This window comes from Amycolatopsis sp. NBC_00345 (genome assembly GCF_036116635.1).
Taxonomy (GTDB): Bacteria; Actinomycetota; Actinomycetes; order Mycobacteriales; family Pseudonocardiaceae; genus Amycolatopsis.
In genome coordinates, this window is sequence record NZ_CP107995.1 from 7224581 (window position 1) to 7248254 (window position 23674).

At 71.4% G+C, this 23674-nt stretch carries 25 protein-coding genes and 1 riboswitch; of the genes, 12 read left to right on the plus strand and 13 right to left on the minus strand.

What is annotated here, in order from left to right; translation table 11 throughout:
- Positions 1–51 precede the first annotated feature (51 nt).
- Together OG943_RS32455 and OG943_RS32460 are read right to left on the minus strand one after the other, a co-directional pair.
- On the minus strand, positions 52–669 hold the full coding sequence (locus OG943_RS32455) for an AIM24 family protein (RefSeq protein ID WP_091617281.1): 618 nt from the start codon (positions 667–669) through the stop codon (positions 52–54).
- A gap of 1 nt (position 670) precedes the next feature.
- A complete protein-coding gene (locus OG943_RS32460; RefSeq protein ID WP_442874597.1) occupies positions 671–826 on the minus strand; it encodes a hypothetical protein in 156 nt (51 codons plus the stop codon).
- Positions 827–901: 75 nt separating this feature from the next.
- On the opposite strand from OG943_RS32460, the gene moeA reads away from it, so the two are divergent.
- Entirely contained in the window at positions 902–2104 is a 1203-nt protein-coding gene (moeA, locus tag OG943_RS32465; protein ID WP_328604724.1) for a molybdopterin molybdotransferase MoeA, read from the plus strand.
- A gap of 7 nt (positions 2105–2111) precedes the next feature.
- Here moeA and OG943_RS32470 read toward each other — a convergent pair whose 3' ends face one another.
- The 3 genes from OG943_RS32470 to OG943_RS32480 form a co-directional block, all read right to left on the minus strand.
- Complete coding sequence (locus OG943_RS32470; protein ID WP_328604725.1) at positions 2112–3281, minus strand: alpha/beta hydrolase family protein; 1170 nt, start codon at positions 3279–3281, stop codon at positions 2112–2114.
- 123 nt (positions 3282–3404) lie between these two features.
- A complete protein-coding gene (locus OG943_RS32475; protein ID WP_328604726.1) occupies positions 3405–4340 on the minus strand; it encodes an MFS transporter in 936 nt (311 codons plus the stop codon).
- A gap of 308 nt (positions 4341–4648) precedes the next feature.
- Positions 4649–5212, minus strand: coding sequence for an ArsR/SmtB family transcription factor (locus OG943_RS32480; RefSeq protein WP_328604727.1), 564 nt, complete (start codon positions 5210–5212; stop codon positions 4649–4651).
- Positions 5213–5287: 75 nt separating this feature from the next.
- Here OG943_RS32480 and OG943_RS32485 point away from each other — a divergent pair, with 75 nt between their 5' ends.
- The 3 genes from OG943_RS32485 (at position 5288) to pssA (ending at position 7788) form a co-directional block, all read left to right on the plus strand.
- On the plus strand, positions 5288–5593 hold the full coding sequence (locus tag OG943_RS32485) for a GlsB/YeaQ/YmgE family stress response membrane protein (RefSeq protein ID WP_328604728.1): 306 nt from the start codon (positions 5288–5290) through the stop codon (positions 5591–5593).
- A 471-nt stretch (positions 5594–6064) separates the two neighbouring features.
- Positions 6065–6778 (plus strand): phosphatidylserine decarboxylase, encoded by a 714-nt coding sequence (locus tag OG943_RS32490; protein ID WP_328604729.1) that lies wholly within the window; start codon positions 6065–6067, stop codon positions 6776–6778.
- A gap of 2 nt (positions 6779–6780) precedes the next feature.
- Positions 6781–7788, plus strand: a complete 1008-nt coding sequence (gene pssA / locus OG943_RS32495; RefSeq protein ID WP_328604730.1) for a CDP-diacylglycerol--serine O-phosphatidyltransferase — start codon at positions 6781–6783, stop codon at positions 7786–7788.
- A gap of 53 nt (positions 7789–7841) precedes the next feature.
- On the opposite strand, the gene OG943_RS32500 is transcribed toward pssA, so the two are convergent.
- Positions 7842–8489, minus strand: a complete 648-nt coding sequence (locus OG943_RS32500; RefSeq protein ID WP_328604731.1) for a TetR/AcrR family transcriptional regulator — start codon at positions 8487–8489, stop codon at positions 7842–7844.
- Between the two features lie 77 nt (positions 8490–8566).
- On the opposite strand from OG943_RS32500, the gene OG943_RS32505 reads away from it, so the two are divergent.
- On the plus strand, positions 8567–9184 hold the full coding sequence (locus OG943_RS32505; RefSeq protein ID WP_328604732.1) for a nitroreductase family protein: 618 nt from the start codon (positions 8567–8569) through the stop codon (positions 9182–9184).
- Positions 9185–9194: 10 nt separating this feature from the next.
- Positions 9195–11486: an AAA family ATPase gene (locus OG943_RS32510; protein WP_328604733.1), complete on the plus strand. Its 2292-nt coding sequence runs from the start codon at positions 9195–9197 to the stop codon at positions 11484–11486.
- A gap of 48 nt (positions 11487–11534) precedes the next feature.
- Here the strand turns inward: OG943_RS32510 and OG943_RS32515 are convergent, their stop codons facing one another.
- Positions 11535–12191 (minus strand): LytR C-terminal domain-containing protein, encoded by a 657-nt coding sequence (locus tag OG943_RS32515; protein ID WP_328604734.1) that lies wholly within the window; start codon positions 12189–12191, stop codon positions 11535–11537.
- A complete protein-coding gene (locus tag OG943_RS32520; RefSeq protein WP_328604735.1) occupies positions 12188–12511 on the minus strand; it encodes a DUF3263 domain-containing protein in 324 nt (107 codons plus the stop codon). Before OG943_RS32520 ends, OG943_RS32515 begins: the two co-directional genes overlap by 4 nt.
- A 140-nt stretch (positions 12512–12651) precedes the next feature.
- Between OG943_RS32520 and OG943_RS32525 the strand changes: the two genes are divergently transcribed.
- Positions 12652–13218, plus strand: a complete 567-nt coding sequence (locus OG943_RS32525; protein WP_328604736.1) for a peptide deformylase — start codon at positions 12652–12654, stop codon at positions 13216–13218.
- A gap of 119 nt (positions 13219–13337) precedes the next feature.
- Here the strand turns inward: OG943_RS32525 and OG943_RS32530 are convergent, their stop codons facing one another.
- Positions 13338–15512: a glycoside hydrolase family 15 protein gene (locus OG943_RS32530; protein ID WP_328604737.1), complete on the minus strand. Its 2175-nt coding sequence runs from the start codon at positions 15510–15512 to the stop codon at positions 13338–13340.
- Positions 15513–15679: 167 nt separating this feature from the next.
- A riboswitch (TPP riboswitch) is annotated at positions 15680–15811 on the plus strand.
- Between OG943_RS32530 and thiC the strand changes: the two genes are divergently transcribed.
- The 3 genes from thiC (at position 15805) to OG943_RS32545 (ending at position 18532) form a co-directional block, all read left to right on the plus strand.
- On the plus strand, positions 15805–17448 hold the full coding sequence (thiC, locus tag OG943_RS32535; RefSeq protein WP_328604738.1) for a phosphomethylpyrimidine synthase ThiC: 1644 nt from the start codon (positions 15805–15807) through the stop codon (positions 17446–17448). (Overlaps the previous riboswitch by 7 nt.)
- A gap of 34 nt (positions 17449–17482) precedes the next feature.
- Entirely contained in the window at positions 17483–18301 is an 819-nt protein-coding gene (gene thiD / locus OG943_RS32540) for a bifunctional hydroxymethylpyrimidine kinase/phosphomethylpyrimidine kinase (RefSeq protein ID WP_328604739.1), read from the plus strand.
- An 18-nt stretch (positions 18302–18319) separates the two neighbouring features.
- A complete protein-coding gene (locus OG943_RS32545; protein ID WP_328604740.1) occupies positions 18320–18532 on the plus strand; it encodes a hypothetical protein in 213 nt (70 codons plus the stop codon).
- 117 nt (positions 18533–18649) lie between these two features.
- Here the strand turns inward: OG943_RS32545 and OG943_RS32550 are convergent, their stop codons facing one another.
- Positions 18650–19045 (minus strand): winged helix-turn-helix transcriptional regulator, encoded by a 396-nt coding sequence (locus OG943_RS32550; protein WP_328604741.1) that lies wholly within the window; start codon positions 19043–19045, stop codon positions 18650–18652.
- 100 nt (positions 19046–19145) lie between these two features.
- On the opposite strand from OG943_RS32550, the gene OG943_RS32555 reads away from it, so the two are divergent.
- Positions 19146–20072, plus strand: a complete 927-nt coding sequence (locus tag OG943_RS32555; protein WP_328604742.1) for an NADP-dependent oxidoreductase — start codon at positions 19146–19148, stop codon at positions 20070–20072.
- 51 nt (positions 20073–20123) lie between these two features.
- Here OG943_RS32555 and OG943_RS32560 read toward each other — a convergent pair whose 3' ends face one another.
- The gene (locus OG943_RS32560; protein ID WP_328604743.1) at positions 20124–21143 is read right to left on the minus strand and encodes a phosphatidylinositol-specific phospholipase C domain-containing protein; all 1020 of its coding nucleotides are present in this window, start codon (positions 21141–21143) and stop codon (positions 20124–20126) included.
- Between the two features lie 113 nt (positions 21144–21256).
- On the opposite strand from OG943_RS32560, the gene thiD (OG943_RS32565) reads away from it, so the two are divergent.
- Positions 21257–22090 carry a bifunctional hydroxymethylpyrimidine kinase/phosphomethylpyrimidine kinase gene (thiD, locus tag OG943_RS32565; RefSeq protein WP_328604744.1) on the plus strand — a complete coding sequence of 278 codons (834 nt, stop codon included), beginning with the start codon at positions 21257–21259 and terminating at the stop codon, positions 22088–22090.
- A gap of 185 nt (positions 22091–22275) precedes the next feature.
- Here the strand turns inward: thiD (OG943_RS32565) and OG943_RS32570 are convergent, their stop codons facing one another.
- Positions 22276–22707 (minus strand): MarR family winged helix-turn-helix transcriptional regulator, encoded by a 432-nt coding sequence (locus OG943_RS32570; protein ID WP_328604745.1) that lies wholly within the window; start codon positions 22705–22707, stop codon positions 22276–22278.
- Between the two features lie 203 nt (positions 22708–22910).
- Positions 22911–23672, minus strand: a complete 762-nt coding sequence (locus tag OG943_RS32575) for a thiazole synthase (RefSeq protein ID WP_328604746.1) — start codon at positions 23670–23672, stop codon at positions 22911–22913.
- Positions 23673–23674: the final 2 nt, after the last annotated feature.

The following is a 23674-nucleotide window of genomic DNA, read 5'->3' on the forward strand; positions in this document are numbered from 1 at the left end:
CTTCACGCTACCGGAATCGGGGCCTTCGGCAATGGGCAATCCGGCGGTACGTCAGGCGTGCGAAACCCGCCTGTTCCTGGCCTGCACGAGCACGGTGCCGGGTCCCGCGAAGTCCAGGACCAGCCCTTCCCCCGTCTTCAGCGACTGCGGCCCGCTCGGGTCGACGGCCCGCAGCCGGCACTGCAGCGTGTCCGGGTACGCCAGCACGTAGTCGGGCCGGACGGTGACCATCTCGCCCGCGGACAGCTTGAACGAGTCCACCGGGCCGGGCGCGGTGAGCACGAGCGGGCCGGTGCCGCTGTAGTGGTCGAGGAATCCCGAGTCGGCGCCGAAGAGCTGCTGCAGCGGCGCCCACGTCTGGTCGTGGCGCACCGACGCGGGCCGCGCGAGCACGGCGCCGCGGTGCACCGACCAGCCGGTGGCACCGGTCAGCTCGAGCGGGTAGACGTCGCCGGGGCCGATCGGCGCGAGGTCGACCCAGCCGCCCTCCGCGGGCGCGGTGAACAGCGAAAGGCCCGGTTTGCGCGCGCCGCCGCGCGAGGGCGCGGACTCGGTCACGCCGAAGCTGGTCGCCAGCATCGTGTCGCCCGCCGACTGCACGGCTTCGCCCGGCGCCAGCAGTACGCGGGCGACGCCGAAGTTGGGCGTGTGCCTGGTGTGGACGCGCATGTCAGGAGCGGGCCGGCGCGTGGGAGACGGGCCGGCTGGAGCTGAAGAACGACTCGCCGCCGAGGAACGCGCGGCCGAGGCCCTTCATGATCCCGCCCTGCGCCGGCGTCGACCGCGCCACCGCGAACGACGGCTGGTGGCGGACCCGAACCTGCATGATCACTCCCCTGATCCCTGACTCCTGCCGCGGGAGAGTGTTGCACGGCGGCCGCCGCGGGGGAGGATGGTCCGCGTGATCTCCGTCGACTCCTATCGCGCCACCGTGTCCGACCTGCTCGGACGCTCGCCTGTGACCATCGTCCCGCTGGCCGGGGCCGCCGGTCTCGTCCTGGCCGAAGACGTGCACGCGGGGGTGTCGCTGCCGCCGTTCGACAACTCCGCGATGGACGGCTACGCGGTGCGCGCGGCCGACGTCGCCGGGGCGGGCGAGGTCGCGGTGACGCTGCCGGTGGCCGACGACATCCCGGCCGGCCGCGTGGACGTCGCCCCGCTGGAGCCGGGCACGGCGCACCGGATCATGACCGGCGCGCCGCTGCCGCCCGGCGCGGACGCGGTCGTGATGGTGGAGAACACCGACGGCGGCACGTCGTCGGTCCGGATCTCGGCGGCGCCGGCCGCGGGCACGCACGTGCGGCGCACCGGCGAGGACGTCGTGAAGGGGACTCTCGCGCTGCACGCCGGGACCGTGCTCGGCCACTCGCAGCTGGGCCTGGCCGCGGCCGTGGGATTGGCCGAGCTGGCGGTGTACCGGCCGCTGTCGGTGCTCGTGGTGTCGACCGGCACGGAGCTGGTCGAGGCGCCGAACCCGTTGCGGCACGGGCAGATCTACGAGTCCAACAGCGTGATGCTGGCCGCCGCCCTGCGCGGGCTGGGCTGCCGGGTGGACGTGGTGCGCAGTGTGGTGGACGACGTCGGGGAGTTCCGCGGGGTGATCGAGCCGAAGCTGGCGGAGGTCGATCTGCTGGTGACGTCCGGCGGGGTGTCCGCGGGCGCGTACGAGGTGGTGAAGGACGCGCTGACGGGCCAGGGCGTGGAGTTCCGGAAGGTCGCGATGCAGCCCGGCGGGCCGCAGGGCTGCGGGCGCTGGGACGGCGTGCCGGTGGTGACGCTGCCCGGGAACCCGGTGAGCGTGCTGGTGTCGTTCGAGGCGTTCCTGCGCCCGGCCCTGCTGACGGCGATGGGCCACACGGACGTCGACCGCCGCCGGGTCCGCGCGCGGCTCACGGAGTCGATGTCCTCGCCCACCGCCCGCCGCCAGTTCCGCCGCGGCTTCTACACCCCGACCGAAGGCGAGGTCACCGGCCTGGTCGGCCCGCGCGGCGGCCCCGGCTCGCACCTGCTGGCGGCGTTCACCCAGGCGAACTGCCTGATCGTGCTGCCGGAGGAGGTCACCGAGGTCGCCGAGGGCGACGAGGTGGACGTGCTGCTGCTCTAGCCTGCTTCTAGCCGCAGGTGCCGGGCTCCGGGGTGCAGAAGGCCACCTCGGGGTACCGCCCGGACGGCCCGTCCAGCACGGGCTCCGCCCGGTGGCGCAGGTGCAGGTCGAAGAAGGCCCGGGTGTAGTCGCGGGTGATCGCCAGGCCGCGCGCGCCGGGCAGGGTGGCGCCGGTGGGAATGCCGAGCTGGTCGGCCAGCAGCCCGATGTCGGTGAACGACTGGTGCACCGCGCCCGCCACGACGAGCCAGCGCTTCCAGCCGGTCAGCGACGGCCAGGCCCGCTCCCAGCTCGCGGCGGCCGGGCCGGTCCCCGGCGTGTACTGCTCGGCGCGCCCCAGCAACAGGAACGGCCGTGCCAGTCCCCCGTCCGGCAGCGGCCCGTCGACGCTGCCGTCGAGGTCGATCCCGGCGCGGATCCGCGGGTCGGCCGCCATGGCGGGGATAGCGGCGGCACCGCCGGCGGAATGGCCGGCCATCGCGATCCGGGACGGGTCAAGCAACGCCGCGCCCGCCCACTTCGGTTGTGACCCGGTCAGCTCGTCGAGCACAAAGGAGACGTCCTTCGCCCGGCCCGTCGCCAGCTTCTGCCAGAACGCCTCGTCGTGCACGGGGACCTCGCAGGCGGCGCAGGTCGTGACCCGTCCGTCGGGGAACGTGGTGGCGACGTTCTCGTAGGTGTGGTCGATCGCGGCCACGACGTAACCGTGGCTGGCCAGCTCCTCGGCCAGCCCGGTGAGAGTGCTCCGCGGCTGCTTGAAACCGGGCGACAGCACGACGAGCGGCAGGCTGTGCGGCCGGCCCGCGGGGCGCGCGCCGGTGAAGGAGCCGGTCCGCGTCGTGCTCAGCACGCCGGGCGGCACGCTGGTGATTCCCGCGTCCTGCAAGACAAGTGCGGATTCGGTCGGGGTCATGTACCGGGCCCGTGGCCCGTCCGGCGCGGTCGCCGGGTACCACAGGGAAACCATCAGCTCCCGCGCGTGCACCGTGGGAACCCAGGGGTCGGGGCGGGAGGTGTCCTTCAGGTACAGCGAAGTGGTGCCGACCGGCTGGGAGCCGGTTGGCGGCGGCAGGTGCGGCGCGGCGGCGGGAGTGGCTGAAGCGGCTGGAGTGCTTGCGGCAGCGAGGGTCAGGAGCCCTGCGGCCAGGACCGCAGTGCCTCTTCGCGCGAACTTCATGTCTTCTCCCCATAGTCGGCACTGATAACGCTGCCTGACGCTAGGACTGTTCGGCGACGGGACGCGTCGGCCGGAGGATGCATCTCCCGGCCGGTGTCATCCCTGCGATGTAGCCGTAACGGCTCAGCCGACGCGTTCTCCTTGGCGCTGCGGGAAATCCCGGAGCGGGCGCAGCGGGCTGAAGACCGGGATCGCGAGCGCGGCCAGCTGCACGGCGCCCATCACGAACATCGTCTCCCGCACGCCGAGTGCCTGCCCGAGGATCCCGCCGAGCACGCCGCCCAACGGAATCGTGCTGTAGTTGACAACGGCCGAGGACGCGGTGATCCGCCCGAACAGCTCAGGCGGGCAGTAGCGCTGGCGGAAGGTGCCGGTGAGCACATTGGACCCGACGAGCCCGGCGCAGACCGCGGCTCCGGCCACCACGAAGAACCCCAGCCCGTCCAACGGCCCGATCAGCATCGCGGGCGAGGCGAGCGCTTCGCACAGCAAGAACGCCCGCGCCGTCCCGAATCGCGTGGCCAGCCGCCCGATCAGCAACGCCGCGACGACGCCGCCCACCTCGACCAGCGCGAGCACGACACCGATCGTGCCCACCCCGGCCCCGAGGTCACAGGCAAGGTAAACGACCTGGATCGACGTGTACCCGTTGAGCGCGAGATTGGACACCGCGCCGAACGCCACGAGCGTCCGCAGGTACCAATCCCCGGCGACGAACCGCAGCCCCGCCGCGACCTGCGTCCGCAGCCGGACCCGCGGCGCGGCAACGGGTTTCGCCTCCCGCTGCCGGATCCCGCGCAGGCACAACGCCGACACCCCGAAGCTGACCGCGTCGACCAGAACCCCGCTCACCGGCCCGAAAACGCCCGCCAGCAGCCCGGTGAGCCCCGGCCCGCCCACCTGCGCGACCGCCTCGCTGCCCTGCAGCCGAGTGTTGGCCGCGAGCAGCTGCTCACGCTCGACGAGCGCCCGCAGATAACTGCGGTAGGCAACGGAAAAGAACACTTTCGCCGTGCCCGCGGCCAGCGCGGCGCCCAGCAGGTGCGACACCCCGGTCACCTGTGCGAGCGGACCCCCGCGAACACGACCATGGCGACGGTGTTTGCAGGCCGCCATCACCGGCCGCTTCCACGCCTGCGCAGCCCCCGCCCATCCTCCGGGGGACGGCCCTTGTCCAGTCTATCGGCACCCACCGACGAAAAGGCCCGGCTCGCGGAGTTGTCCACAGCACCACCGCGATGTGGACAACTCAGCGAGAGCACCCGGCGAAACCGAAGATCCGCGACGTCCGGCGGCGACCGGCCGACCGACCGGCCGGCCGCCCAGCCCACGGCAGCCGAAAGTCCCAGCCGACGGGGCCACCACCGTCACGGCTGTGCGGGAAAGCCGCGGGCGAAAAGGAACGCCGGGCGACGCTCAACACCGTCGTCGGGCAAGTCGCGTTCCGAGTACTCGGCGAAGAGGGCGATGACGCGCGAGTTCAGCTCGGCCAGCTCCGCGACGGACAGCCGGGCCCAGGTTTCGTTGGCGAACCACGAATCGCGCCACTGCTCGGCCTCGGTCTCCAGTGACGCGACCCACGTGCGCGCGAGCGTGAACTGCCGGTCGAGGCTCAGGGTCTCCGCGGCGTCGGCGACGGGGTCGCCCACGAAGTCCGCCGTCGACCACGCCAGGACGCGCGAGGGCCGGCGCCACCAGCGCTCACGGCGGTCGCGCGCCAGCTCGGGCGCCTCCTCCACCAGCGACGCGCCCGCCAGCACCTTCAGGTGGTGGCTGACGTTCCCCACGGCCTGGCCGGTCTTCTCCGCGAGCACGGACGCCGTCGCCGGGCCGTCGAGCTTCAGCACGTCGAGCAGGCGGCGGCGCAACGGGTGCGACATCGCCGCCAGCACCTGTGAGTCGCGGATCTCATGGACTTCGCGTTCGGTCACTCGCACAAGAGTAGTTGCACAACAACTCTTGTACAACAATCCTTACGAAAACCCGGCCCCGGTATCCTCGCCACCATGGGCTTCTTCACCTGGATCATCTTCGGCGCGCTGGTCGGCTGGATCGCGAACGTCGTGGTCGGCGGCGCGGACCGGCGACGCCAGGGCTGCCTGGTCAGCGTGCTGGTCGGGGTGCTCGGCGCGGCCCTCGGCGGCTTCGTCTACCAGCTCGCCACCGGCGAGCACCAGCGGTTCGAGTTCGACTTCCCCAGCTTCGGCGTCGCCATCCTCGGCGCGATCGTGCTGCTGGCGATCCTGCGCCTGGTCAGCTCCGCGAGCCGCGGCCGGGGCCACGACCGCGACCGGAACCGTGACCGTTTGTAACGGTTTGCCGACGACCTGTCAGCAAACGCCGTGAACCACTAAGCTGAGCCGTTCCGCACGCGGGTGCATGCGTCGTCGGGGGATGCATGCACCCGCGCTGCGTGGCGCAGGACCAGCACCGCCCGGGCCGGGTCGACGAGCATCGGCAGGGGCACCGACGCGACGTCCCGGCGCCAGGCGCACAACAGCTCCGTCAGCGAATCCGGTACGCACATCGTTACCTCGGCAGGTCGGCCCGGGGACCGGCCCCGAGCGGCGTCAACTACCCAGAGTTATCGAGAATTTCGACTGAACGTTACCGGGTTGTGGCCGCTCCCACCCGCGCCGGGGAAACCCTTGCGGGGGACCCGGCACCTCGCCCACCAGGGGCGGGCGTGTCCGTCCGCCGACGAGCGGTAGCGTGGTGAAGCCCGAATCGGACGTATCCCGTCCCCCCATCCCTCCGATGACGAACAGCGGGGAAACCGACCCATGAGCGGCAAGCCCACCGGCAACCCCCTCGCGCACGCCGTCCAGCTGGCCCGCGAAACCGTGCCGCCGATGCACCCGGCGGGCCGCCCGTTCGTGTTCGGCGGCCTCGCGGCGACGCTGGTGCTGCGCCGGTTCTCCAAGCGCCTCGGCGTCGTCGGCGCGCTCGCCACCGCGGCCACCGCCACGTTCTTCCGCGAGCCGAAGCGGGTTCCGCCCGCGCGCGACAACGTCGCAGTGGCCTCCGCCGACGGACTGGTCTCCCTGATCGAGGACGCCGTGCCGCCGCCCGAGCTGGGCCTGCCCGCCGAGCCGCGGATGCGCGTGAGCGTGTTCCTGTCGGTGTTCGACGTGCACGTCCAGCGCGCGCCGGCCACCGGGGTGATCGAGAAGGTGGCCTACCGGCCGGGCAAGTTCCTGTCCGCGGACCTGGACAAGGCGAGCGAAGACAACGAGCGCAACTCCGTGCAGATGCGCACCGTCGACGGCCACGAGCTCGTCGTCGTGCAGATCGCCGGGCTCGTCGCGCGCCGCATCCTGTGCGAGATCCGCGAGGGTGACAAGGTGACCGCCGCCGACACCTACGGCATCATCCGGTTCGGCTCCCGCGTCGACCTGTACCTGCCGCCCGGCAGCCGCGTCCTGGTCTCGAAGGGCCAGCGCACGGTCGGCGGCGAGACAGTCATCGCCGAGCTGCCCGCGCTGGGAGAAGGCTGACCATGGTCCGCGTGACCACCCCGGGCATCCGGCTGCTGCCGAACGCCATCACCGTGCTCGCGCTGTGCGCCGGGCTTTCTTCGGTGCAGTTCGCGCTCACGAACAACTACGCAATGGCGATCGCGTCGATCGGCATCGCCGCCGTGCTGGACGCCCTCGACGGCCGCATCGCGCGCCTGCTCGACGCCACGTCGAAGATGGGCGCGGAACTCGACTCGCTGTCCGACGGCATCTCGTTCGGCGTCGCGCCGGCACTGGTGCTGTACGTGTGGCAGTCCGGCGGCGACCGCATCGGCTGGGTCGCGTCGCTGATCTTCGCGGTCTGCATGATCCTGCGGCTCGCGCGCTTCAACACCCTGCTCGACGACACGGACCAGCCGCCCTACGCGAGCGAGTTCTTCGTCGGTGTGCCCGCCCCGGCCGGTGGCCTGGTCGCGATGCTGCCGCTGATCGTGACGCTGCAGTGGGGCGAGGGCTGGTGGTCGCAGCAGTACGTGGTGCTGGCGTGGACGATCGCCGTCGCCGTGCTGCTGATCAGCCGCATCCCGACGCTGTCGCTGAAGAGCGTGAAGGCGCCCGCGAAGGCGATCGCGCCCCTGCTCGTGGGCGTCGGGCTGCTGGCCGCGGCGATCATCCAGTTCCCGCTGGTGGCGCTGGCCGCCGCGCTGGTGCTGTACCTGCTGCACATCCCGTACTCGGTCTACCGGAACCGCTGGCTCGCCGCGCACCCCGAGGCCTGGACGGTCCCGTCGCGCGAACGCCGCGCCATCCGCCGCGCCCGCAGCCAGCGCCGGCTCCGGCTGCGCCCGGCCTCCCGCCGCGTCGCGGGGGCCGCCATGCGCGCCGTCCGCCTGCCCCGCAACGGCTCCGACTTCGTCCGCTCCACCCGCGCCGCCCACCGCGACCGCGACCGCGACCACGGCACGACCACGGGCGCCGCTCCCGGCTCGACCTCCGGCCCCGGCCAGCGCCGACGAAGCTGGCGACGCATGGGCATCCGCCGCAAGTAGTTGCCGCACAAGAGCTTGTGAGTGTTTATGACGGTTAGAACCGTCATAAACACTCACAAGCGGGCGGCAGCCACCCGGAGGCCGGCGAGCAGCAGGTCGAGCTGATCCTGAAAGTCCTGCACGCAGTCGACCGACTGCAGGGCGGGCAGGACCCGGAGCAGGTTCGGGTGATCACGCGGGTTCACCATGCGCACGAACCAGTCGTCGACCGGTTCCTCGCGTTCGGCGGGGGTGCCGGCCAGGCCGACGGAGTCCGCGAGGGCCGCGCCGAACGTCAGGCCCATCAGCGAGCGGTAGCCGCGGGCGGCGGCGGTCTCGTCGAGTCCGCCGTCGAGCAGGGCGCCCACCAACGCGTCGATCACCCGCAGCGCGCCCGGTGAACGCGGGTTCGCCTCCTCCGCCGCCAGCGTCCGGACCACGGCCGGATGCCGCGTGAACACCGTGTACAGCCCCTCCGCGAGCCGCCGGACGCGCGTCTCCCAGCCCCAGTCCTCGTCCGGCAGCGGCACGGACTCGAAGACGTGCGCGGTGATCCCGTCGAGCAGGTCGCCCTTGTTCTTGACGTGGTTGTACAGCGACATCGCCTCGACACCCAGCTCCGCCGCCAGCTTGCGCATCGACAGCGCGCTCATGCCGTGCTCGTCCACCAGGCGCAGGGCCGCTTCCAGCACCTTCTCGCGCGTCAGCGTCTCCCGGACCACGTCGTCCAGCGTAGCTTACGTCGTAAGTACTTACGGTGTACGCTTACGCCGTAAGTATCAGCTCTGGAGGGAACCCAATGGACACCGAGACGCTGCTCACCACCACCCGCTCCGTCCGGCGGAAGCTGGACCTCGAGCGGCCCGTGCCGCGGGAGGTCATCGCGGACTGCCTGCGCGTCGCCCAGCAGGCGCCGGCCGCGGGCGGGCTGCTCACCGCCCAGCGCTGGATCGCCGTCACCGACCCGGAGATCAGGGCCGAGGTCGCCCCGCTCGTCCAGCAGGCCGCGCACGCCGCCTGGGCGCAGTACGCCGACCTGGTCGACAGCAGCATGTTCGTCTCGGCGCGGCACCTGGTCGACCACATCGGCCGCGTGCCCGCGCTGGTGATCCCGTGCATGCCGGGCCGCCCGCCGACGGAGCCAGCCGAGCAGTCGTCGTACTACGGCTCGATCTACCCGGCGATCTGGAGCTTCCAGCTCGCGCTGCGCACCCGTGGCCTGGCCAGCTCGATGTGCTCGTACCACATCGCGGGCCACGAGGAGGACGTCGCGAAGCTGCTCGGCATCCCCGAGGGCTTCACGCAGATCGGCCTCCTCGCGGTGGCCTACTCGAAGCAGGCGGAGTTCTCACCCGCCGCCCGGCCGCCGGTCGAAGACATCCTGTCGTTCGACACCTGGGCGGGCCCGCGTCGCTAGGGTGAGCAGCGTGAGCGACCCGCAGATCACGCTGACCGTCCGGCACACACCGTCCGCACTCGACGCACGACGAGGGGTGGTGCGGCTGCACCCGGAGGTGCTCGACGCGCTGGGCCTGCGCGCCTGGGACGCCGTGCACCTCACCGGGGCCCGCCGGAGCGTCGCGCTGGCGGCGCCGTCCGACGAGGCGGGCACCCCCGGCGTGGTGCTGACCGACGACGTCACGATGTCGAACCTCGGCATCACCGAGGGCTCCGAGATCGTCGTCGCGCCGGCCGTCGTGGCCGCGGCGAAGACGGTGACGGTCGCCGGGTCGCGGCTGGCCAGCGCGGCGGTGCCGCCGCAGACCCTGCGGCTGGCGCTGACCGGCAAGGTGGTCACCCTCGGCGACGCGGTTTCCCTGCTGCCGCAAGACCTTTCCCCCGTGCCGGGCTCGGACGTCATCGCCGTGCGCGGCCAGCTCTCCCGCGCGATCGGCACCACCTGGACCAACGAGCTGCTCACGGTCACGGCCACCGAGCCGGCCGGCGTGGTCGCGATCGGACCGTCCACTGTGGTCAGCTGGCGGGGCGGGGCGCGCACCGGCGAGCCGGCGGGCGGCGAGCCCTCGACGCGCAGCGCGACGGCGCTGGTCCGCAGCACGGCCGTCACCGCGGCCGAGGACTACATCGACGCGGAGGTCATCGAGGAGGTGGTGGTCACCGAGTCGGCGGAGGCGGCCGAGCCGGTGCCGCCGGTGACCGACCTGGTCGGCGCGGAAAGCGCGGCGCGCAAGCTCGCCGAGTGGTTCGACCTGGCGTTCCACCGCCCGGACCTGCTCGCGCGGCTCGGCACCACGGCCCACCTCGGCGTGCTGCTGTCCGGGCCGGAGGGCGTCGGGAAGGCGACGCTCGTGCGGTCCGTGGCCAAGGCCGAGAAGGTGCGCGTGGTGTCGCTGGCCGCGCCGAACATCGCCGTGCTGGAGCCGAACGCCGCGCACGCCCGCCTGCGCGAGGCGATCAGCCGGGCGACCGACGGCGACGGGCCGGCGGTGCTGCTGATCAACGACGTCGACGCGCTGCTGCCCGCCACCCAGCCGCCGCCCGTGGCCACCGTCCTGCTGGAGGAGCTGCGTGCGGCGCTGCGCCGCGAGGGCCTCGCTCTGGTGGCGACGACCCAGCGCGCGGAGTCCGTCGACCCCAGGCTGCGCACCACCGAGCTGCTCGACCGCGAGCTGGGCCTGCCGCTGCCCGACGCGAAGACCCGCACCGAGCTGCTGCGGATCCTGCTACGTGACGTGCCGGTGGAACCGGGCGCCGACCTGGGCGTGCTCGCCGAGCGGACGCCGGGGTTCGTCGCCGCGGACCTGATCGCGCTGCGCCGGGACGCGGCGCTGCGGGCCGCGCTGCGCCAGCGTGAGGCCGAGGAGCCGCGCATCTCCCAGCAGGACCTGCTGGACGCGCTGGCCACCGTCCGGCCGATCTCGCTGTCCACTTCGGACAACCTGGCCACCGGCGGGCTGACGCTCGACGACGTCGGCAACATGGTGGACGTCAAGCAGTCGCTGACCGAGACGGTGCTGTGGCCGCTGCGCTACCCGGACTCGTTCGCCCGGCTGGGCGTCGACCCGCCGCGCGGCGTGCTGCTCTACGGCCCGCCCGGCGGCGGCAAGACGTTCCTCGTCCGCGCGCTGGCGGGCACGGGCGCGCTGAACGTGTTCGCGATCAAGGGCGCCGAGCTGCTGGACAAGTGGGTCGGCGAGTCGGAGCGCGCGGTGCGCGACCTGTTCCGGCGGGCCGCCGACGCCGCGCCGTCGCTGATCTTCCTGGACGAGATCGACGCGCTCGCGCCGCGGCGCGGCCAGTCCTCGGACTCCGGTGTGGCCGACCGCGTGGTCGCCGCCCTGCTCACCGAGCTGGACGGTGTGGAGCCGATGCGCGAGGTCGTGGTGCTGGGCGCCACCAACCGGCCCGAGCTGGTCGACCCCGCGCTGCTGCGGCCCGGACGGCTGGAACGGCGCGTCTACGTGCCGCCGCCGGACGCCGAGTCGCGGGCCGCCATCCTCATCGCCAGCTCGAAGAACACCCCGCTGGCGTCCGATGTGGACCTGAAGGAGCTGGCGTCCACGCTGGACGGTTACTCCGCGGCCGACTGCGCCGCCCTGATCCGCGAGGCCGCGCTCACCGCGATGCGCGAGTCGCTGGAGGCCCACGAGGTGACGTCCGCGCACCTGGCCAAGGCCCGCAAGGCCGTGCGGCCGTCGCTGGACCCCGTGCAGCTGGCCACGCTGGAGGCCTACGCCCAGGCGCAGCAGGAACGCTGAAAAAAGGGGGCCACCCGGCTGGGTGGCCCCCTTTGACGTTCGTGCTGTTCAGCTGCCCTTGTGGCCGCTCTGGTAGTCCTTGGTGATGATCACTATCACGCCGGGGCTCGAGTCCTGGATGCCCTCGAACCGCGGCAGCGCCTGGAAGCCGAACTCGGTGGCCAGCTGCTTCGCGGCCGCCTCCTCGTCGGTGCCGGGGCGGAAGTAGGCCGTGGTGTGGTCGATGACGCCCTGGGAGTAGTTGCCGACCTCGGGCACGTTCCAGCCCCCGCTGCGGAAGTCGTCCGCGGCCTGCTCGGCCAGGTGCTTGATCAGCGAGTTGTTGTAGACCCGCACGGTGACCCACTTGTTGGACGCCTGCTGGTCGGACCCCGGCTGGCCCGGCTGCCCACCGGGCTGACCCGGCTGGCCGGTGGGCTGGCCGCCCGGCGGGACCGCCGACGACGAGCCCGGCGCGGGCGACGAAGAGGGCGGCGAGCTGGGTGACGAGGGTGCGCTCGAGCTCGGCGCCGAGGACGACGGGCCACCAGACGACGAAGGCTGGGACGAGGGCCCGGCCGTGCCGCTGGGGCCGGCGGTGTTGTTGTCGGACCCGCCACTGGTCGCCAGGCTGACGCCACCGATCACGGCGGCGACCACGGCCACCCCGATCAGGGCGACGCCCGCGGCCCGCAGTGGCCGGGACAGTCCCGAGAAGAAGCTCATGACAGCTCGATCCCCAGCCGCCGGGCGCCGCGTTTACGCTGCCGCGCGGCCCGCGTCTTGCGCAGCCGCTTCACCAGCATCGGATCGGCCTCCACCGCCTCGGGTTTCTCCAGCAGCGTGTTCAGTAGCTGGTAGTAGCGGGTCGAGGACAGCGAGAAGCGCTCACGGATGGCGTTCTCCTTGGCGCCGGCATGACGCCACCACTGACGCTCGAAGGCGAGAATCTGCATCTCGCGCTCGGTCAGGCCACCCACAGTCTCCGACGGCCCAGTCTCCGGCGGCGACGGCTGGTCCTCAGCCATCGACTCCGCGGCGTCCATGCGGCTCCTCGTGCTCGGTTTCGGCTGTCCTTCCGCGGCCGCCATTCAACCACGGAACCCAGTCTCGACATGGGCATCCGACACGGCGCGTCACGGTCCGATCCAGGTGTAGCAGAAGGGTCCGACTAAACTCGCCGCTCGTGACCGTCCACGCCATCCGCATCGCCGGCGATCCGGTGCTGCACCAGCCGACCCGCGAGATCACGCAGTTCGACGACGAGCTGCGCACCCTCGTCGAGGACATGTTCGAGACGATGTACGCCGCCGAGGGGGTCGGCCTCGCGGCCAACCAGATCGGCCTCGACCTGCGGCTGTTCGTTTACGACTGCCCGGACGACGAGGGGGTCGAGCACCGCGGCGCGGTGGTCAACCCGAAGCTGGAGACCTCGGAGATCCCGGAGACGATGCCCGACCCGGACGACGACTGGGAGGGCTGTCTGTCGGCCCCCGGCGAGTCGTACCCGACCGGCCGCGCCTCGTGGGCCAAGGTGACCGGCTTCGACATCGACGGTAACCCGATCGAGGTCGAGGGCACGGGCTACTTCGCCCGCTGCCTCCAGCACGAGACCGACCACCTCGACGGCTACATCTACCTCGACCGCCTGGTCGGCCGCCACGCCCGCGCGGCGAAGAAGATGCTGAAGAAGAACAAGTGGGGCGTCCCCGGCCTGAGCTGGACGCCGCCCAAGGAACCCGCGGACGCCTGAGGTTCCGTTAAGGCCTCCTTACCCGCGTAGGACGCGGGTAAGGAGGCCTTAACGGCGTCCGGCCCAGGGACTCGTGAGTGGCGATGACGGTTCTAACCGTCATCGCCACTCACGAGCGGTCAGCAGCCGAGGAAGTGGCAGCGCACCACCGCGGGCTGCTCGATCACCGAGCCGTCCTTGACCGCCCAGGCGAGCCGGACGTACTGCGCGTGCGTCCAGGCCAGCGGTGTCGCCGAGCCGGTCGGGGTGCCGGGCGCGAAGCCGGGACTGCCCGACGGCGGGTTCTCGTCCCAGACCTGCTCCGGCATGGTGTCCGCGGAACTCGCCACCCGGCCCAGGTCACGCAGCCGGCCGGCCGCGGCGGCGCGGTCACCGGCGGCCAGCTCGTACTCGCCGCGCTCGCCGGCCAGCAGGGGCCAGAGCCGGCCGAACGTCGAGCGGCTCTCCGACGGGAACGTGTAGTCCCACGGTGCGCCGTCGGCCTGCTCGCCGTAGCCGTCCTTCGTGTAGCGGTGCCAGAACTGGCCGTTCGGCGTGGTGTACGAGATGTCCGCGTCGGTGACCTTGACGCTGTTGCGGATCACCGGGTCGTCCGGCGCGTAGACGCCGAGCCGCACCAGCTCGAGGAAGCCCGCGTCCGTCACCGCGCGCTGGTCCATCGTGACGGACGAGTTGCCGAGGTTGTACTTCGTCCCGGCGTTCGCGTCACCGTCCTTGGTCAGCCGCACGAAGTACGGGTCCTTCGACAGCGGGCCGTTGGTCGTGATGGTCTGCTTCGCCAGCCCGGCCTTGAACGCGTCCGCCGCCACGAGGTAACGCCGGGCGTCGGCCGCGGCGCCGTTGCGGGACGCCAGGTCGGCGGCGCACACCAGCCCGGCGATCACCGCCGCGATCGTCGACGGCGAGTACCCGTCCTGCTCCTCCCAGCGCTCCTGCTGCGTGTACGGCGACGTTTTTCCGTTGTCCGCGCGGTAGTTCAGCAGGAAATCCGCCGCCTTCTTCACGCCCGGCCACACGTCGGCGCGCCCGAGCTGCTGCGCCAGCACGATCGGGAACGCCGTCTCGTCGAGCTGGACCGACGTCCAGTACGGCTTGCCGTCGACATTGCTGTTCTGCGGCAGGTGCCCGTCCGGCAGCTGCTGGGTGCCGAACATGTAGTCGACGGACCGGTTCGCGGCCGCGCGGTCGCCGGCGGCCAGCAGGCCGGTGGCGATCTGGTACAGGTCACGCGGCCACACCAGGTGGTAGGTGCCCGACGGCGAGTACTCCGGGTCGTTGTTCCCGAACCGCCACGGCATGCTCGGCGACGCGATGAAGGCACCCGGGTGGTGCTTGTCCTCGCTCGCCGCCAGCGTCAGCACGGACGCGGTGTAGAGGTCCCGCTCGCTCCCGGTCTTCAGCGACGACGGCGGCCTGCTCACCGTTCGCAGGTACCCCTGCCAGCCACGGTCGTAGGCGCGTTCGGTGTCGCGGAAGCCACGCCGTTGCGACGCTTTGGCGTTGTCCGCCGCGGCGGAGCTGTTCGCGCCCATCCCGAGCGCGAGCGTGACGTGCCGCGACCGCACGCCGTCGGCGGCCGTCTGCCCGGTCAGGACGACGTTTCCCTTGCCCGCACTGGCATACGGCGTAAGCCTGCGGGTCTTCGTCAGCTGCGTGATGCCGTCGGACGCGCCGTCGTAGCCCACGCTCGTGCTGGTGAACGACGGTGCCGCGGTCAGCGCGGCCGCGGTCGTCGCGTCGCTCGCGGTGAGCAGCGGGCCGGACGCGCGGGCCGAGTCGTCGGAGCCGTCGTTCGTGAGGTCCGGGTCGGCGACGGCGTAGAGCTGGTACGGCCGCCCGGTCAGCGACGTGAAGTCGACGTCCACCAGCACGCTCGCGCGCGCCGGGTCGGTGACGTAGGTCTTGCGCAGGCGCCAGCGGTGCTGGTCGTCGGTGATGGTCTGCTCGTAGGTCAGGCTGCCGGAGTCGACGCGGCGCACCTGCTGCGCGCGGGCGGACGAGTCGACGGTCGCGAAGCTCCGCCCGTCGCTGACCACCAGCTCCAGCGAACGGACGCTCGGCGTGGACAGGTCGGGGTAGTAGACCTCCGACATCCGCCCGGCCTGCAGGGTGAACCAGATGTCGCTGCCGGCCTCGCGCGCCGTGCCGAAGCCGGTTTTGTCCGCGGGCAGCCAGCTCGGGCGCGTGCCCGGCGCGCCGGGTGCTTCACCCCCGCTGCCGGCGGCGGTCGCGGCGGCGGGGACCAGGCTGGTCACCAGCAGCGCCGCGAGCGCCAGTAGGAAGACTTTTCGCATATCAACCCCAGGTGAGACGTAGCGCGCACAGTTGCGCAAAGCCCTGCGATTGTTACGTCGATCCCTGGCGCCCGCATGGTCCGATCCGGTGAAGAAGCCACCAGCCGGCAAAGTGACAGGCTTGTGCCGCCGGGGTCGTCATGGCATGGTCGGTGACGCAACCCCAACTCAAAAAACGCGGGAGCTCGCGCCTTGGCGGGCTGAGAGGGTGACTGGTGTCTGTCTGTGGACACCCGGCGTCACCGACCGCATGAACCTGACCGGGTAATGCCGGCGTAGGGAGTGAACGTCGTTGACGACGCTGGAGAACAAGGCCGCCATCACGCCTTCCGTGACCACGGGGCCGATCACCGGTTCGCACAAGGTCTACCACCGGACGGAGTCCGGGCTCCGGGTGCCCGCCCGGCGCGTGGACCTGTCGAACGGTGAGCACTTCGATGTGTACGACACCTCCGGGCCGTACACCGATCCGGACGCGAAGATCGACGTCCACAATGGACTTCACCCGCTGCGCACCGGCTGGGCCGACGGGCGCACGCACGACACCCAGCTGGGCTGGGCGAAAGCCGGCGTGATCACCCGGGAGATGGAATACATCGCCGCGCGCGAGCGCTGCTCCCCCGAGCTGGTGCGGGACGAGGTGGCGCGCGGGCGCGCGGTGATCCCGGTCAACCGCAAGCACCCGGAGACCGAGCCGATGATCATCGGCAAGAAGTTCCTGGTGAAGATCAACGCCAACATGGGGAACTCGGCCGTCTGGTCCTCTGTGGAGGAAGAGGTCGACAAGATGGTGTGGGCCACCCGCTGGGGCGCCGACACGATCATGGACCTCTCCACCGGCAAGCGCATCCACGAGACGCGCGAGTGGATCATCCGCAACTCGCCCGTGCCGGTCGGCACCGTGCCCATCTACCAGGCGCTGGAGAAGGTCGACGGCGACCCGGAAAAGCTGTCGTGGGAGGTGTACCGCGACACCATCGTCGAACAGTGCGAACAGGGTGTCGACTACGTCACCGTGCACGCCGGCGTGCTGCTTCGCTACATCCCGCTGACCGCGCGCCGCGTCACCGGCATCGTCAGCCGCGGCGGCTCGATCATGGCCGCGTGGTGCCTGGCGCACCACCAGGAGTCCTTCCTGTACACGCACTTCGAGGAACTCTGCGAGATCCTGCGGAAGTACGACGTCACGTTCTCCCTCGGCGACGGCCTGCGCCCCGGCTCCATCGCCGACGCGAACGACCGGGCGCAGTTCGCGGAACTGGAGACGCTCGGCGAGCTGACGCACATCGCGCGTGCGCACGACGTGCAGGTGATGATCGAGGGCCCCGGCCACGTGCCGATGCACAAGATCAAGGAGAACGTCGAGATCGAGGAGCAGCTGACCGGCGAGGCGCCGTTCTACACCCTCGGTCCACTCACGACGGACATCGCGCCGGCGTACGACCACATCACCTCGGCCATCGGCGCCGCGCAGATCGGCTGGTACGGCACGGCGATGCTGTGTTACGTCACGCCGAAGGAGCACCTCGGCCTGCCCAACCGCGACGACGTGAAGACCGGCGTGATCACGTACAAGATCGCCGCGCACGCCGCCGACCTCGCCAAGGGCCACCCGCACGCGCAGGAGTGGGACGACGAGCTGTCCAAGGCGCGGTTCGAGTTCCGCTGGAACGACCAGTTCAACCTGTCGCTCGACCCCGACACCGCGCGCTCGTTCCACGACGAGACGCTGCCCGCGGAGCCGGCCAAGACGGCGCACTTCTGCTCGATGTGCGGGCCGAAGTTCTGCTCGATGCGGATCACCCAGGACGTGCGCAAGTACGCCGAGGAGCACGGTCTGTCCACTGTGGATGCCATCGAGGCCGGCATGGCGGAGAAGTCGGCCGAGTTCGGCGAGGCCGGCAACAAGGTGTACCTGCCCGTGGTCGGGAAATGACCTGCGCCGACGTGCTTTTTCCCGCGGAGAAGCCATGACCACAGTTCCTTGCACTGTCCTCACCATCGCCGGGTCCGACTCCGGCGGTGGTGCGGGCGTGCAGGCCGACCTGCGCACGTTCTTCGCGAACGGCGTGCACGGGCTGGTCGCGATGACCGCCGTCACGGTGCAGAACTCGTTGGGCGTGCAGGGTTTCACCGAGATCCCGGCGGACGTCGTCACCGCGCAGATCAAGGCCGTCGCGGGTGACATGGGTGTGCACGCGGCGAAAACGGGCATGCTCGCCACCGCCGAGATCATCCGGGCGGTGGCGAAGACGCTCGACGAGGTCCACATCGGACGGCACACGGACACGCCGTTCGTGGTCGACCCGGTGGCGGCGTCGATGACCGGGCACGCGCTGCTGCGCGAGGAGGCACTCGATGCGATCCGTACCGAGCTGTTCCCGAGGGCCACGCTGATCACGCCGAACCTCGACGAGGTGCGGCTGCTCACCGGGATCGAGGTCACCGACGCGGCCACGCAGCGCAAGGCGGCCGAGGCGCTGCTGGAGTTCGGCTCGCGGTGGGTGCTGGTGAAGGGCGGCCACATGTACGACACCGAGACCTGCGTCGACCTGCTCTACGACGGCGTCGAGCTGATCGAGCTGACCGGCGCCCGCATCGACACGAAGAACACCCACGGCGGCGGCGACACGATGGCGTCGGCCATCACGTCTTCGCTGGCGAAGGGCTCCGACGTGCCGACGGCCGTCACGCGGGCGAAGCGCTTCATCGAACGGTGCGTCGCGGAGGCGTACCCGCTCGGCGCGGGGGTGGGCCCGGTCTCGCCGTTCTGGCGGCTCGCGGACTGAGCGGCCAGACTGGGTGGCGTGACCGACGAAACCAGCACCCGCGCACTGTGGGACAGCCTGCCCGAGGACCTGCGGACCGAGGTCGACCGGCTGGTCACCGCGCACCAGCCGGCGTCCGTGATCAAGCTGATCCGCAAGTGGGGCCTCACCCCGTCCCCCGGCATCGCCGAAAGCCGCGACGTCGCGGAACTGCGGGCCCGCGAACTGAACGTCGGCCCGCGGTTCGGCTGAGCCTGAAACGCCCCAATGTGGCGTTCGGTGCGTTCAACGCAACCAACGCCACATTGGGTGCGCCCAACGCAACCAACGCCACATTGGGGCGCATTGTCCGAAAAGGACGATTGAACGCTAGGTGACCGGCTCCAGCACGCGGTTGTCGTAGGTCGAGCGGGCGTCGCGGATACGGTCGAAGTTCGTCTGGGACCAGGAGCTGAGCGCGATGAGGTGCGCGCCGACCTCGGCGCCCATCTTGGTGAGCGCGTACTCCACCGTCGGCGGGGTCGTCGGGTACACCGTGCGCGTGACGAAGCCGTCGCGCTCCAGGCTGCGCAGGTTCTGCGTCAGCATCTTCTGGCTGATGCCGTCGACGGCCCGGCGCAGCTCGCCGAAACGGTGCGGGCACCGCGCGAGCGAACCGAGCACCAGGGCCGTCCACTTGTTCGCGAGCAGGTCCAGCACGTCGCGGCATGGACAGCCCTTCAGGTAGACGTCCCAGGGTCCGTCCTGGTCACAGGTAGTTTCCATCAGGTACCTACTTTACCGAAAAGTGCCTTCTAGCGAAAAGTGACGAACAGCCTGAGCATAGGAGCTCGGTTCACGAACGACAACAAAAGGAGAGACCGAGATGCGCGTGGTGACCCAGCGGGAGTTCGGCGGCCCGGAGGTGCTGCAGGTGATCGAGGCCGCCCGCCCGGTGCCCGGCCCGACCGAGGTGCTGGTGCGCGTGCACGCCGCCGGCATCAACCCGGTGGACTGGAAGTCCCGCGCCCACCCGGTTTTCCTCGGCGAGCCGCCGTACACGCTCGGCTGGGATGTCTCCGGCGTCGTCGAGGAGGTGGGCTTCGGCGCCACCGGCGTGCGCGAGGGTGACGAAGTGCTGGGCATGCCGTTGTTCCCCCACGAGGCGGCGGCGTACGCGGACTACGTGACGGCGCCGTCACGGCACTTCGTACGCAAGCCGGCCGGGATCTCGCACGCCGAGGCCGCGGGCCTGCCGCTGGCCGGGCTGACCGCGTGGCAGGCGCTGGTGGACGTCGCGGGAGTCCAGAGTGGACAGCGAGTGCTCGTCGACGCGGCCGCGGGCGGCGTGGGCCACCTCGCCGTGCAGATCGCCAAGGCCCGCGGCGCGTACGTGCTCGGCACGGCCAGCGCGGCGAAGCACGGCTTCCTGCGCTCGATCGGCGTCGACGAGCCGATCGACTACCGCGACGAGAGCGCGACGGCCGCGGACGTCGATGTCGTCCTCGGGCTGGTCGGTGAGCAGAGCGACCTGCGCTGGCTGCCGTCGTTGAAGAAGGACGGCCTGCTGGTCTCCGTGCCCGGCGGCGTCGGCGAGCGCGCCGAGGCCGAGGCGGCGCGACGCGGCGTGCGCGCGGCGGGGATCCTCGTGGAGCCCGACCAGCTCGGGCTGCTCGGCCTCGTCGAGCTGATCGAGGCGGGCCGGCTCACGGTGCACGTGGACCAGGCTTTCCCGCTCGAGGACGTCGCGAAGGCCCACGAGGTCGGCGAAGCCGGGCGGGTCACGGGCAAGCTGGTGCTCACGACTGTCTGACCCCTGACGCGACTGAGGCCACCGCTCACCGCGATGGCCTCAGTTCGCGCGTCAGCCGCGGGTGAGCACCTGCGGCAGGACGGTGGTCAGGCCCGTCCAGTCGGACGTGATCACGGAGGCGTGCTGCTTCGCCAGGTCCGCCACGCGCTGGTTGGCCTGGTCGACGGTCGGGTTGTGGTCGTCGATCGCGGGCGCCACGTTCTGGCCGTCGGTCATCACCAGGTAGTAGTGGTTGTCGTCGTACCAGCCGGGGCCGGTCTGCGTGACCCACGCATTGGCGTCACCGTCGAAGACCACGAACCACGGCTTGAGGTCCGCGGTGTACTTGTCGCGCGGGTCGCCGCCGGCCGCGCCGTGCACGGTCGGGAAGATCTGGACGTCGCCCAGCTTCCCGGCGCTCTTCTGCGCCAGCAGGTAGTTCGCGTACTCGACGTCGGTGTGCAGCGTGTCCGTGGGGTTCCCCTCCTCGACGGTGCCCGGGATGATCTCCGTCAAGACCTTGCCGCGCAGGGAGTCCACACTCGGCCAATTGTCCGCTTTGGACGCATCGTCGAGCGTCGCGTAACTGCCGAGCAGGTCGGCGGGCTTGAAGACGGCGCCGCCGAGGTGCGCGCGGAACGTGGCGTCGAGCTCGTCCGGGCCGAGGCCGCCGTTGTCGGAGAAGCCCGTTTTCATCTCCAGCTTCAGCGTGAGCGGCGTGCGCCCGGGGTGGGCGGCGAGCCAGATCCGGATGTCGTCGAGGCAGTTGTCCAGGTCCTTGTTCGTGCCGCCGGAGTACAGGTCGGCCGCCGAGGACGCGGCGACGCAGTTGTTGTCGTTGCCCAGCGGGTTGGAGTGGCTGACCTTCCACTCGTGCGTGACGATGTCCGGCCAGACGTCCAGCTCGATCAGCGACGAGCCGTTGTCCAGCGCCTGCGCCAGGTACGGGTACGCCGCGGGGTCGTAGGTGTTGTGCACGCCGACCGTCGTCACGTGCGAGATCTTGGGGCTGTCCGCGTTCGCCGCGGTCGCCCCGGTCAGTGCCGCCGCGACGAGCGCGCCGACCACCACGACCACTGAGGAAATCTTCATCCTGGCCCCTTCACCCACCGGATAGTGCAATGGCTTTGACACTGTGCCACCGTGATGGACTGTGGATGAAGGACAGCTGACCAAATGGACTAGACCAGAAGTCGGAACGTGCCATGACTGAGAACCCGGCCCCGCCCTCCGCGCTGACCATCGCCGGCTCCGACTCCGGCGGCGCCGCCGGGCTGCAGGCCGACCTGCGCACGTTCCTCACCTGCGGGGTGCACGGGCTCGTCGCCGTCACCGCCGTGACGGTGCAGAACACCCTCGGCGTGCACGACCGCCACGACATCCCGCCGCACATCGTCGCGGGACAGATCGAGGCCGTCTCGTCGGACATGGGTGTGGGCGCGGCGAAGACGGGCATGCTGGCGTCGGCGGAGATCATCCGCGCGGTGGCGGCCGCGTGCGACCGAGCGGAGATCGGACGCGACGCGAAAGTCCCCTTCGTGGTCGACCCGGTGGCCGCGTCGATGCACGGCCAACCACTGTTCGACGACGCGGGCCTCGCCGCGGTCCGCGACGAGCTGCTGCCGCGCGCCACCGTGCTGACCCCGAACCTCGACGAGGTGCGGCTGCTCACCGGCCTGACCGTCACCGACCGCGAGGGCATGCACACCGCCGCCGTGGTGCTGCGCCAGCTGGGCCCGAAGTACGTCCTGGTCAAGAGCGGCCACCTGCGGTCCGACCCGGAGTGCGTCGACCTGCTCTTCGACGGCTCGACGTTCGTGGAACTGCCCGGCCACCGCTACGGCACTCCCCACACCCACGGCGCCGGCGACACGATGGCGTCCGCACTGACGGCCGGCCTGGCCAAGGGAATGTCCGTGGTGGAGGCCGCCCGGTACGGCAAGTGGTTCGTCTCCCAGGCCGTCGAGCACGCCTACCCGATGGGCGCGAAGGTCGGGCCGGTGTCGGCTTTTTGGCGGTTGGCGCCGGAGGAGCGGTAGGGCTGGGCTCGGTCTCCGCATGGCCGCCGGGCGAAGCTCGGGTTGAAGGGATCCGCAACGCCGGGCGTCCGTCCAGCCTCCCCGAGCGGCTTTCGGCGCGGTCCGGGCGGCTCCGCCGGGCCAGGCCCGGAACGGATGGCCCGCGGAATCTCCCGTCCATTCCCGGGGCGAGCGGCGGGGATCCGTCAGGCTTCGTCGGAGAGCAGGGCCTCCAGCGCGGGCAGCGCGGCGGTGAGGGCGTCGCGGTTTTCGGGGCTCAGCCGGTCGAGCCGCCGGTTCAGCTCCTGCACCCGGGTGGACCGGACGCCGGAGACGAGCCGTTCGCCCTCTTCCGTCGCGCGGGCGAGCCAGGCGCGGCGGTCGACGGGGTCGGACTCGCGTGTCACGTACCCGGACTCGACGAGCGTGGCGATGATGCGCGACATGGTGGCCGCCGCGACACCCTCCTTCGCCGCGAGGTCGCCGAGGCGCAGCTGCCCGGAGTGCACGAGCGTGGCGAGCGCCGAGATGGCTCCGTGGCCGGGCCCGGGCACTCCCGCCTGCCGCAGCGAGCGCGAAAGCCGGCCTACGGCGAGGTACAACCTGCCCGAGACATCCTGGACCGAGGTGAGGGTCACGGCTGGCTCCTTCTGCCGCTTTGCCCGCCGCTGGTGCGCCGGAAAGGTGCCGTCAACCATACGGCCTGACCGTGCTCGTTCCGTGTTAAACGCGGACAAAATCACCACCCTCCACACTCGACGCGGTCCGAACGCACCTATCGGCTTACCTCTTTACCCCTGGCCGGTGATTCCTGGCCGGTGATTCACAGTGGACTCCCGGCTCACCGGGGCGGACTGGACGCGTGGGCCCAGAACCGCTGCGGCACCCGCCCCGCCCCGTGCGCCAGGCGACCGGCCACGACGGCGGAGCGCATCGCCGACGCCATGCGCTCCGGGTCCGACGCGCGGGTCACCGCGGTCGACAGCAACACCGCGTCGCAGCCGAGTTCCATGGCCTGGGCGGCGTCGGAGGCGGTGCCGATGCCCGCGTCCAGCACCACGGGGACCGACGCGCGCGAGACGATCAGCTCGATGTTGTGCGGGTTCCGGATGCCCAGCGCCGTGCCGATCGGCGCGCCCAGCGGCATCACGGCCGCGCAGCCGGCCTCCTCCAGGCGCAGCGCGAGCACCGGGTCGTCGTTCGTGTACACGAGCACGGTGAAACCGTCGGCGGCGAGCTGCTCGGCGGCGTCCAGCGTCTCGATCGGGTCGGGCAGCAGGGTGCGGTCGTCGGCGTGGACCTCCAGCTTCACCAGGTCCGTCTCCAGCGCCTCGCGCGCGAGCCGCGCGGTCAGCACCGCCTCGGCGGCCGTCCGGCAGCCCGCGGTGTTCGGCAGCAGCCCGATCCCCAGGCGCCGCAACAGCGCCAGCACGCCGGAGCCGCCTTCCGCGTCCGCCTTGCGCATCGCGACCGTCGTCAGCTCGGTGCCGGACGCGACCAGCGCCCGCTCCAGCACGGCGAGGTTCGCCGCGCCCCCGGTCCCGATGATCAGCCGCGACGACAGCTTGTGTGCGCCGATGACCAGCTGGTCCCCGTCCGTCATGC